The following is a 10,188-nucleotide window of genomic DNA, read 5'->3' on the forward strand; positions in this document are numbered from 1 at the left end:
TAACTCAGAGCAAAAGCAGGACTTTTTATTCTCTAAAGAAACTCAAGATGGTTATTTTCCGCCTTCAGTATCTGAAGTAGCGAAAGGCTTTACAATAAAAGACATTAAAGAGTACTTTCATGTGTACCCTAAAGGCCGTGTTCCTGCAGAGCTCGAAGCTGATGTACGTGAATACTACCGTTTAGCGAGTGAATTTGCTGGTACTTTACTAAGCTGGGTTCAGGCTGAAGCGCCAGCTGATGTTCGCGCTAAATTTTCGATTGATTTAAAAGATATGATTGCCGGTTCTGAGCAAACATTGTTACGTATCCTACATTACCCACCAATGACGGGTGATGAAGAGCCAGGTGCTATTCGCGCTGCTGCTCACGGTGATATTAATTTATTAACGGTATTACCAGCTTCTAATGAGCCTGGTTTACAAGTTCAAAAAACAGATGGCGGTTGGTTAGACGTGCCATGTGATTTTGGCAGCTTAATTATTAATATCGGCGACATGCTACAAGAAGCGTCGGGCGGGTATTTCCCATCGACAATTCATCGCGTGATTAACCCAACGGGTAAAGCATCTACTAAATCGCGTATTTCACTACCGTTATTTTTACATCCGCATCCAGATGTTGTGCTTTCAGAGCGCTACACGGCAGATAGCTACTTGCAAGAACGTTTACGCGAGTTAGGTGTTAAGTAACTCTTATACTTAAAGTAATTAAGTATAAATATAAAACGGCCCATGGCCGTTTTTTGCATTTTTAAGCAACTTGATCACCGGTTTAATTTTATTAAGCTATGCTCAATTGCCCGCAACGTAAATAATGGCATGCATTCTTAGCTACTACAGGTATAATGCGCGCAACTGGCTAACGTAGCCTAATTTAAAAGAGAGTTTATATGAGTTTTGAAGGTTTAGGTTTATCACAGTCTTTGGTTAATGCGGTTTTAGAAAAGGGCTATGAAACGCCAACGCCGATTCAGGCTCAAGCAATTCCTGCAATTATTGAACGCCGTGATGTTATGGCAGCAGCGCAAACAGGTACAGGTAAAACAGCGGGTTTTACATTACCACTTATTGAGCGTTTGTCGTCAGGCCCTAAAGCTAAAAGTAACCACGTACGTGCACTTATTTTAACGCCTACACGTGAGCTTGCTTTGCAAGTAAGCGAAAACGTTGAAGAGTACGCTAAGCATTCAGATGTGAGCTCATTTGTAGTTTACGGTGGCGTTAAAATTAACCCACAAATGCAGCGTCTTCGTAAAGGTGTTGATATTTTAGTAGCAACGCCGGGTCGTTTAATCGACTTACATAATCAAAATGCAGTTAAATTTGATAGCGTTGAAGTGCTTGTACTCGATGAAGCTGACCGCATGTTAGACATGGGCTTTATCCACGACATTAAACGCTTAATTGCTAAAATGCCTGCTAAACGTCAAAACTTGATGTTTTCGGCTACATTTTCAGATGAAATTCGTGCATTAGCAAAAGGGTTAATTAATGACCCTGTTGAAATTTCAGTTGCTGCAAAAAATACCACTGCAAAAAGTGTTACTCAGTGTGTTTACGCGGTAGATAAAACACGTAAAACAGCATTGCTAAGCCACTTGATTCGCACTAACGACTGGCAACAAGTGTTAGTGTTTAGCCGTACAAAGCACGGTGCTAACCGCTTAGTTAAACAACTAGAGCGCGATGACATTGTAGGCGCGGCTATTCATGGTAATAAGTCACAAGGCGCACGTGTTAAAGCACTTGATGGCTTTAAAAGTGGTGAAGTACGCGTATTAGTAGCTACCGATATTGTTGCACGTGGTTTAGACATTGTTGAATTACCGCATGTTGTTAACTACGACTTACCAAACGTATACGAAGATTACGTTCACCGTATTGGCCGTACAGGCCGTGCTGGTGCGTCGGGTCATGCTATTTCGTTTGTAACAACAGAAGATGCTGTTGATTTATACGGTATTGAACGCTTTATTGGTGAGCTTATCCCACGTGCTGAAGAAGACGGTTTTGAGCCTATTAACCCAGTAGCAGAGCGCGCATTAGATGCTCGCCCACTGCCGTCTAAAAAGCCTAAGAAAAAGCAGCCTTTTAATAAGCCTAAATCTGATAGCAGCAAGCCTAACAGCAAAAAGCCGAACAATGGTGGTAATGGCACCGGCCCACGCCGTGGTGGTTCTAAAAAGCCAGCAGCTAAAACAGATGATAACGCGCAAAACCCATGGGCAAAGCGTGAATCTGTTGGTGGTAATGGCCAACGTCGACGTCGCACAAATAACGATTAATCATTATTAATGATTGTGTTGGCGTTTAATTAATTTAGAACTTGATTAAAGGTTGATACAAAAAACGCGCTCCCTTCTTTTTAATCGATAGAAGTAGCGCGTTTTTTATTGTCTGTAATTTGTACTTACTGTATTGCCTACCTGATTAAATAGTTAATACCCAAGCCGACAAATAAAGTAACACTTACGCTAAGTAGTGTGCCGAGCATAACGTACTCGGTAAGTTTTTTATCTTTGCTTGCACTTAAATCGCCAAACCTAAATACTGACTTTGCCGCAAGTAAAAAGCCAAGCCCTGCAAATTGGTCAAGCAATATAAAGCTCAGCATAAGTACGCGCTCAAGCATACCTATGCTTTGCCCTGCAAGTGGTAAGCTACCAGTACTTGAAAAGTTACTTGTTAAACGCTCTAACATCATTCTTATAAATACGGCGCTAGGACTTAAAATAATTAAATAACCGCATACCACCCACAGTATTTTGGGATCAGTGAGCATATTATTAATTGCTGTCATAAAGCTATTGTTATCAGTTAGCCAAATACTGAGCGCAATAATAACGAGTATGTGCGCTATTTGATCAAGTAAAAAAGGCACCACGCCTTTATTAGAATACGATTTAGCTATATCAATAAAGTAATGGCTCAACATAATGCTCGCCGTGGCAATTAAAACACTGCTTAGTTGTTGCCACCCGAATGTGTATTCCCACACGGTAATAATGAGTGCACTTGTTACACCATGCACAAGTACATGAAAATAAAGCTTACTGGCTTTAAAGTGACGGGTGTTTCTGTCGTTTACCCAACTCATAGGTTGCCAGTAAAAATCAGCGAGTAAGTGGCCAATAATAAGCGCGACCAGTAAAAGTGAAAACTCCATTATTCACCTCCTTTAATTATATTTTTTATAACGTGTTGTGTGTGCTTAATAAAGCGCTCTATAAGTTGGTAGTGCGCTAAATTTAGTAGTTTTGTTACATTTTCGCGACTTGTTTTAAGCTCTTTAGCCAGTGCCGCATGGCTGTTGTCTGGCGAGGTTAAATAAACATACAGGGCATTTGCTTGTTTTTGTGTGATTTTAGTGAGCAATACGTCAGCAAAGGCTAAATTAATATTTAAGCTTTCATCGAGCTGCTGCTCGTTAATATTAAAAACAAAGCGTTGATTACCTATTTTATCAAGGCCTTGCCCTGAAAGGGTAAAAGCAGAACCGGTTGCTGTTTTTATATCGCTGCGTGGGTTATCTATTTGCCCAAGCGCCAAGCTTTGGCGTAGCTCATAACCTGACGATTTAAGGTGCAAATATACCAATATGGCATTTTTAAAAAGATGCTCAGGATTATTAACCTGTAATTGAAAGGCGTCGCCTCGGTATATGTTCCAAAGTGTTTGCTCCCCCGAAATGTTTCGCAAACTTTGCTCTAGTTGATAAAGCATGGCATCGTATTGCTGCTTAGGGATTGTTTGCGATTTAATAATATCGCCGCTGATTACACCAATCATAAAAATCTCAAAATGGTTACTTTTTAATATGTAACCAATATCGGTTACATATGGGTAAGTAACTAATTTAGGTTACTTAAATATAAATTGCAAGGTACACTTATTTTATAACGTTACTTTAATTGCTATTAATCCTCACTAGGACACTAAATGACTTTACAAAACGAGCAGCAAAGCACGAAACCACGCGTAGGTATTTTTGTTGATGTGCAAAATATTTATTACACGTGCCGCGAGAGTTACGGAAAAAACTTTGACTACAATGCGTTTTGGCGGGTAATGCAGGCGCAATACAATATTGAGTGTGCTTTTGCGTACGCTATTTATCGAGGAGATGAAAAGCAAAATCAGTTTCAAAATATTTTGCGTGCGATTGGTTTTGACGTAAAGCTAAAGCCATTTATTCAACGCCGTGATGGAAGTGCTAAAGGCGATTGGGATGTAGGTATAACAATAGACATGTTAGAGCAGGGTAAAAGCCTTGATAAGGTTATTTTGCTCTCTGGCGATGGTGACTTTGCTTTGTTACTTGGGCATTTAAAAAATCAATATAATGTACCGTGCGATGTTTACGGTGCTGACCGGTTAACTGCAGAGGTATTAAAACAAAGCGCTGAGCAATTTCATTTAATTGATAATACCTTGCTCCTTTAACAGCAAAAAATAGTTAAAAAGGTGCAAGCTAAGTGCCTGCAACATGAGAGATTTTAATACAAAGCCGTAATAGATGAATTAAGCCTTATATAGGCTTTTTTTATTACTGTAATCAATTGGGTTTGCTAAATGATTATGGTAATTTTAAAGCATAACGAGTTACCAAGGACTTACATGCTTCATTACAGCAACATGCCACTAGACAGAGGCTCAAATTTTCGTAAAGACCCATCGTGGCTTAAAGCGCAAATGTCGGCGCAAAGTAAATGGGTTTTAGTTAAAAATAATCAAACCCTATTTATTAAAGATACCCCTAAAGTAAGCTATTTAACGTATCAACAAGTGGCGCATTTAGATTTAACGAGTGCTATTTTTGTTGGTTTAAACAATGCTAAACATGGTGTGTTTGCATTGGATGTTTCTGATCTGGATGAAAGCGTACTTGCGCCTTTAATAGAGGGCGCTCAGTTTTTTGATATTCGCCAATATGGGCCTCAAGTAACCATTAAATATGCCTCAATAGCCGCCCTTGCGAGAGGGTTATGTTATTGGCATGCAACGCACCGTTTTTGTGGGCGCTGCGGTAGTAAAAACCGTTCAGTGGAAGCAGGGCATTCTCGTGTATGTGAAAACGAAAACTGTAAGCATCCTACATTCCCGCGTACCGATCCTGCGGTAATTATGGTCGTTACTAAAGTCTTTGCTGACGGAGTAGAACGCTGTTTATTAGGTCGTCAAGCTGCGTGGCCTATTGGTATGTATTCGTCGCTTGCTGGATTTGTAGACCCAGGGGAGACACTGGAACAAGCTGTTGCGCGTGAAGTTAAAGAAGAGGCAGGCATAGAGGTTGATAACGTACGTTATGTTGCATCTCAGCCATGGCCGTTCCCATCGTCAATTATGCTTGGTTTTTTTGCAGAGGCGACATCTGAGGAAATTAACGTAGATAAAGAAGAGCTAGACGATGCAAAATGGTTTAGTCGTGAAGACTTAGAGCAATTTGGTAATTGGCACGAAGAAGGGGAGCATTTAAAGCTGCCTAGAACCGACTCTATCTCTCGTTATTTAATTGAGCATTGGCGCACAAACCCTTAAGGATTAACAATGTCGAGTAAAAGTAATAAAAACACTCAGCTGGTATCATCAGGGCGCAAAAAAGCCTATACACATGGCGTAGTAAATCCCGTTGTACAGCGTGCATCTACCATTGTATTTGATACTGTAGCAGATTTAAAAGAAGCTGCTAAAACCCGTGGCGATAAAACGTTATTTTATGGGCGCCGGGGAACAACAACACACTTTGCGCTACAAGAAGCGATTACAGAACTTGAAGGCGGCGAAGGGTGTGCACTATACCCTTGTGGCGCGGCGGCGATTAGCCAAGTATTTTTATCGTTTTTAAAAACCGGTGATCATATTTTAATGGTTGATAACGTGTACGAACCAACTCGCGATTTTTGCGATAAAATTTTAGTGGGGCTGGGCATTACAACAACCTACTACCCGCCAACCATTGGCGCAGGTATTAAAGACTACATTCAGCCAAATACCAAAGTATTGTTTTTAGAATCTCCAGGTTCTATTACGATGGAAGTGCAAGATGTGCCTGCTATGGTAAAAGTAGCCAATGAGCATAGCGTAATGACCATACTTGATAATACCTACGGCAACGGTTTGCATTATCGTCCGCTAGAGCACGGTGTTGATATTAGTATTCAGGCTGCAACGAAGTATATTGTCGGCCATTCAGACGTGATGATGGGTGTGGCTGTTGCTAATAAAAAGTACTGGCCAACCTTGCGCGAAAACTCGTACTTACTAGGGCAATGTACCAGTGCCGATGATGCGTATTTAGCGCTTAGAGGCCTGCGTACAATGGGTGTGCGTTTGAATCAACATGAAAAAGCAGCAATAGAAGTAGCTAAATGGCTTGAACAACATGAGCTTGTTGATCATATTCGCCACCCTGCATTTGAAACCTGCCCAGGGCATGAGTTTTTTAAACGTGATTTTGATGGCAGTAATGGGTTGTTTTCATTTGTGATGAAAACCGGTAATCAAAAAGCGATTGATGCATTTTTAGATAGCCTTGAGCATATTAAAATGGGCTTTTCGTGGGGCGGTTTTGAAAGTTTAGTAACGGCTAATTTAACTATGAAAGGGCTGCGTTCAAATACAGGTTGGGATTTAGGCCCGGTTATTCGCCTGCATATTGGCCTTGAAGATGTTGAAGATTTAATTAGCGATTTAAGCCAAGCACTTGAGGTTTATAAGCAGCATTTATAATTTATATCGCAATTTATGCTGTTACATTTAAATGTATTGTTACAAAGCTCACTATAGGTGAGCTTTTTTTTGCTGGTAATTCAAGGTGTTTACACTTAGTGTGGATAAATACACAGAAAATAAAAAGTCATTAAGGATAGTCAATGGCAACACCATTACCGATAAACGTAGGGCGATTAACGCAAATAGCGGGATTTGAGCTTGTACGTATGTTTTTAACTAAACGTGGACTTATTGCATTAGCTGCCTTTGCATTGGTGTGGCTAATAATACTGCGCTACCCAATAGGGCAGGCAGTAGGCATTGTAAGTGCGCCCGATTTTGAGCAAATAGCCCGTGATATATCAGGTTCTATTGGTTTAAGTAAATTATTGGATTGGCCTGAGGCCGAATTTGCTATGTACTGGTTAATAGCCCTGTATAGCTTTCCCGTTTTTGGTTTATTTATTTGTAGCGACCAAACGGTAGGCGATAGAGAGCGCGGCACACTTCGGTTTTTATCACTGCGCTCCACTCGCTTTGAAATACTATTTGGTCGTTTTTTAGGGCAATTAGCGGTATTAGCGTGTTTAGTGGGTATAACGCTTGTGGCCACGCTTGCTGTACTAGGGTTTAGAGATCCTAGTTTACTGGCTGGTGGTTTTGCTCGTGCGCTTTCTATATTTTTAATATTGGTTGTTACTTTATGTCCATTTGTAGCACTTATGACGTTAATAAATACCTTTGCTCGCTCATCGCGTTTATCTATTGTATTGGCAATTTTATACTTTGCAGCAGGCGGTATTGTAGTTGGTATATTGCAATGGCAAATACCCGCATTAGGCCTGCTTGATTATTTATTTCCGGGTGTGCAAATAGAGTTATTAGCCGGGCAAAATTTACCATTGCTAAGCGCTGTGGCTATTCCCCTTGTGCAAACTGCGGTGTTACTAAGCGTTGCTCAACGTATTTTTGCAAGGAGCTCACTATGAGACCATTAATTACAGCCAGCGGTTTGAGTAAATCGTATGGTGCAAAACTTGCGCTTAATAATGTGGACTTTGAGATTAATAAAGGTGCGCCAGTGGCGCTTGTTGGGCCAAATGGTGCGGGTAAAACCACCTTATTTAGTTTGTTGTGCGGCTATATAGCGCCAAGTAAAGGCAGCCTTGAAATATTAGGGCATGAGCCAGGGAGCGCTGCTTTATTTAATAAAGTAAGTGCATTACCGCAAGACGCGCAACTTGACCCCCGTTTTAATATAGATAAGCAACTCGCTTTTTATGCAAAACTGCAAGGTATGGGTGCTAAGCAAAGCCAAACTGAGGCGCTACGTGTACTTGACTTGGTTGGCTTAAAAGAAATTGCAAAGCAGCGTGCGGGGGATTTATCGCACGGTATGCGCAAGCGCGTTACGATAGCGCAAGCACTTCTTGGCGCGCCACAAATTGTAATGCTTGATGAAGCAACCGCAGGGCTTGATCCGATTCATGCCAGAGAAGTACGCGAGCTAGTATCTGAATTAAGTGAACAGGCTACGTTTATTTTAAGCTCTCACGATTTAACTGAGCTTGAGCGACTATGCTCACAGGTGCTTCATTTAGATAAAGGCGTATTAAGCGAGCATCAAACAAAAACAAATAATACTGATAAACACTTTTATACATTAATGCTAAGCGAAGCTTATCAAAATGTTGAGCAACAGCTTCAAGCAATTGCAGGGGTGAGCCGAGTGTATATGAGCCAGCATAAAGAATATGTTGTTGAGTATCAACCAACGAGCGATCCACTTGATATTGCACTACTGAATTTTTGTCATCAGCAACACTGGCAGTACAGGCAGTTAGTTAATGGTCACACATTAGAGAATCAAATATTTAAACAGGAGAAAGTATAATGGGTTTACTTAGCGGACTTATGGGTAATGCAAGCGAAGTTGACGATTCTGATTTAGAGAAAACCCTCGCCAATACATTAATTGACGGCGAGCAAGTAGAAAAAGCATATAAAGTAGTACGTGATATGTTTATTTTTACTAATAAGCGCTTAATCTTAATTGATAAGCAAGGTATGACCGGCTCTAAAATGGAAATGGTGAGTATTGCTTACTCTAAAATTACCAAGTTTAGTAAAGAAAGTGCAGGCCATTTTGACTTAGATGCCGAGCTAAAAATATGGGTTGGCTCAGATCCAACACCAATTAGTAAAGAGTTTAAGTCTGGCGATAATATTAACGATGTTTATCGTATTATTAGCCAACACGCGCTTTAAGCTGCGGTACATGTTTTAAGTAGTTGTTGACTAGATGTTGCAACTACTTTAATTTTACAGTTTACAACACTTCCTTACAATTAACTTAATAAATACAACTGGTTAGTTAAGTTTTCATTCAGTTTCCTAACGTTAGCATGTGCCTCGACTTTAGCAATACAGCTAGAGCATAAAAAGCAATGTACATAGGGAAGTCTTACAATGAAAAAATTAGCAGTTATTATTTCGAGCATTTTATTATCTAGCACTGCGGCTGCTGCAGACAGCTACAATTCAATTAGTAACCTAAGCTATAAAAATAGCGATAACAACGACACCGTTGCTGTAGATTCTATTTACTACTTATCTCCTAAAAAAACTTTAGGTCCGTACGATCAGTTTGAATACATCAATAAACAAACTAACGTATATGGTGGCTACGCTGATGACGACTTTGGCGATTTAACATCAGTTGGTGGTGAATACTTCATTAATGAATTTGTTGTTGGCGCATCTTACGAAAACCTCGACCCAGATTCAGGTTCTAACAGTGAGCTTTATAAACTGACGGGTGGTTACTTTTTCAACCCTGATTTACTTGCAAAAGTAACACTAGTTGAAAACAAAGACGGCGATGATTACGCATTATTTGATTTAGCTTACAACTACATGCTAAACAGCACAGATTACGTAGGTGTTACACTTACATCAGACGACGATTTTGACTACCGTGCAGTAGCTGCTAAATACTTTATTGATTTACAGCAAGGTAACTACCTTACTTTTGAAGGTAAATACGAAAGCATTGATGATGCAGAAAACCAATGGGTAGCAGAAACTAACTACTACTTCTCAAAAGCAACATCTGTATTTGCTAACTACAATAAGCAAGATACTTATAGCTTTGGTGCTCAACACTTCATCAATAAAAATATTGGTGTAAAGGTGGGTTACGAAAACAACGCTGATGATTCTGATAACGATGCGTACTTTGCTAACATGCGTTTTCAGTTTTAATTAAGTCCGTACTTAGTTAATCCAAAAGTAATATTAAAAAGCTCGCTTAGTTAGCGGGCTTTGTTGTTTTTATACGTTTGATCTTTTAACTATAAACTTTTACCAACCATAATTACGGCCTTTATTATGCTCATCTAAATAATCCCTTTAAGTTATAAATAGAGTCGCCATGAATGGCTAAATTGTTATTAAAGTCATTAAGTGCAGTCGAT

11 protein-coding genes are annotated in these 10,188 nt (G+C 39.9%); 9 read left to right on the plus strand and 2 right to left on the minus strand.

Annotated features, from left to right (window positions below):
* Both GQR46_RS10655 and GQR46_RS10660 read left to right on the plus strand, forming a co-directional pair.
* Positions 1–691 (plus strand): isopenicillin N synthase family oxygenase (locus tag GQR46_RS10655; RefSeq protein ID WP_165740935.1); only part of this gene is annotated, 691 nt, incomplete at its 5' end.
* A gap of 200 nt (positions 692–891) precedes the next feature.
* On the plus strand, positions 892–2,286 hold the full coding sequence (locus tag GQR46_RS10660) for a DEAD/DEAH box helicase (protein WP_121954342.1): 1,395 nt from the start codon (positions 892–894) through the stop codon (positions 2,284–2,286).
* A gap of 137 nt (positions 2,287–2,423) precedes the next feature.
* Here GQR46_RS10660 and GQR46_RS10665 read toward each other — a convergent pair whose 3' ends face one another.
* Together GQR46_RS10665 and GQR46_RS10670 are read right to left on the minus strand one after the other, a co-directional pair.
* Positions 2,424–3,167 carry a DUF3307 domain-containing protein gene (locus GQR46_RS10665; protein WP_024594122.1) on the minus strand — a complete coding sequence of 248 codons (744 nt, stop codon included), beginning with the start codon at positions 3,165–3,167 and terminating at the stop codon, positions 2,424–2,426.
* Positions 3,167–3,790 (minus strand): hypothetical protein, encoded by a 624-nt coding sequence (locus GQR46_RS10670; protein WP_165740936.1) that lies wholly within the window; start codon positions 3,788–3,790, stop codon positions 3,167–3,169. The genes GQR46_RS10665 and GQR46_RS10670 overlap by 1 nt, the downstream gene beginning before the upstream one ends.
* A gap of 150 nt (positions 3,791–3,940) precedes the next feature.
* On the opposite strand from GQR46_RS10670, the gene GQR46_RS10675 reads away from it, so the two are divergent.
* From GQR46_RS10675 to GQR46_RS10705, 7 genes are all read left to right on the plus strand, one after another.
* Positions 3,941–4,444: an NYN domain-containing protein gene (locus GQR46_RS10675; protein WP_007586991.1), complete on the plus strand. Its 504-nt coding sequence runs from the start codon at positions 3,941–3,943 to the stop codon at positions 4,442–4,444.
* A 174-nt stretch (positions 4,445–4,618) separates the two neighbouring features.
* The gene (nudC, locus tag GQR46_RS10680) at positions 4,619–5,539 is read left to right on the plus strand and encodes an NAD(+) diphosphatase (RefSeq protein WP_165740940.1); all 921 of its coding nucleotides are present in this window, start codon (positions 4,619–4,621) and stop codon (positions 5,537–5,539) included.
* A 9-nt stretch (positions 5,540–5,548) separates the two neighbouring features.
* Positions 5,549–6,730 carry a cystathionine beta-lyase gene (locus GQR46_RS10685; RefSeq protein WP_024608065.1) on the plus strand — a complete coding sequence of 394 codons (1,182 nt, stop codon included), beginning with the start codon at positions 5,549–5,551 and terminating at the stop codon, positions 6,728–6,730.
* Positions 6,731–6,873: 143 nt separating this feature from the next.
* Positions 6,874–7,701 carry an ABC transporter permease subunit gene (locus GQR46_RS10690; protein ID WP_165740937.1) on the plus strand — a complete coding sequence of 276 codons (828 nt, stop codon included), beginning with the start codon at positions 6,874–6,876 and terminating at the stop codon, positions 7,699–7,701.
* The gene (locus GQR46_RS10695; RefSeq protein ID WP_165740938.1) at positions 7,698–8,606 is read left to right on the plus strand and encodes an ABC transporter ATP-binding protein; all 909 of its coding nucleotides are present in this window, start codon (positions 7,698–7,700) and stop codon (positions 8,604–8,606) included. Before GQR46_RS10690 ends, GQR46_RS10695 begins: the two co-directional genes overlap by 4 nt.
* Complete coding sequence (locus GQR46_RS10700) at positions 8,606–8,980, plus strand: PH domain-containing protein (RefSeq protein WP_165740939.1); 375 nt, start codon at positions 8,606–8,608, stop codon at positions 8,978–8,980. The genes GQR46_RS10695 and GQR46_RS10700 overlap by 1 nt, the downstream gene beginning before the upstream one ends.
* Before the next feature lie 201 nt (positions 8,981–9,181).
* Positions 9,182–9,976 (plus strand): putative porin, encoded by a 795-nt coding sequence (locus GQR46_RS10705; RefSeq protein ID WP_002962833.1) that lies wholly within the window; start codon positions 9,182–9,184, stop codon positions 9,974–9,976.
* The last annotated feature ends 212 nt before the right edge of the window (positions 9,977–10,188 follow it).

This window comes from Pseudoalteromonas sp. Z1A6, from assembly GCF_011378745.1.
Classification (GTDB): domain Bacteria; phylum Pseudomonadota; class Gammaproteobacteria; order Enterobacterales; family Alteromonadaceae; genus Pseudoalteromonas; species Pseudoalteromonas arctica.

What these genes read in the sequence shown, in the direction of transcription:
- GQR46_RS10675 (WP_007586991.1), top strand. Translation starts at nt 3,941, where the DNA reads ATGACTTTACAAAACGAGCAGCAAAGCACGAAACCACGCGTAGGTATT.
- GQR46_RS10690 (WP_165740937.1), top strand. Translation starts at nt 6,874, where the DNA reads ATGGCAACACCATTACCGATAAACGTAGGGCGATTAACGCAAATAGCG.
- nudC (WP_165740940.1), top strand. Translation starts at nt 4,619, where the DNA reads ATGCTTCATTACAGCAACATGCCACTAGACAGAGGCTCAAATTTTCGT.
- GQR46_RS10670 (WP_165740936.1), bottom strand. Translation starts at nt 3,790, where the DNA reads ATGATTGGTGTAATCAGCGGCGATATTATTAAATCGCAAACAATCCCT.
- GQR46_RS10700 (WP_165740939.1), top strand. Translation starts at nt 8,606, where the DNA reads ATGGGTTTACTTAGCGGACTTATGGGTAATGCAAGCGAAGTTGACGAT.
- GQR46_RS10665 (WP_024594122.1), bottom strand. Translation starts at nt 3,167, where the DNA reads ATGGAGTTTTCACTTTTACTGGTCGCGCTTATTATTGGCCACTTACTC.
- GQR46_RS10695 (WP_165740938.1), top strand. Translation starts at nt 7,698, where the DNA reads ATGAGACCATTAATTACAGCCAGCGGTTTGAGTAAATCGTATGGTGCA.
- GQR46_RS10660 (WP_121954342.1), top strand. Translation starts at nt 892, where the DNA reads ATGAGTTTTGAAGGTTTAGGTTTATCACAGTCTTTGGTTAATGCGGTT.
- GQR46_RS10705 (WP_002962833.1), top strand. Translation starts at nt 9,182, where the DNA reads ATGAAAAAATTAGCAGTTATTATTTCGAGCATTTTATTATCTAGCACT.
- GQR46_RS10685 (WP_024608065.1), top strand. Translation starts at nt 5,549, where the DNA reads ATGTCGAGTAAAAGTAATAAAAACACTCAGCTGGTATCATCAGGGCGC.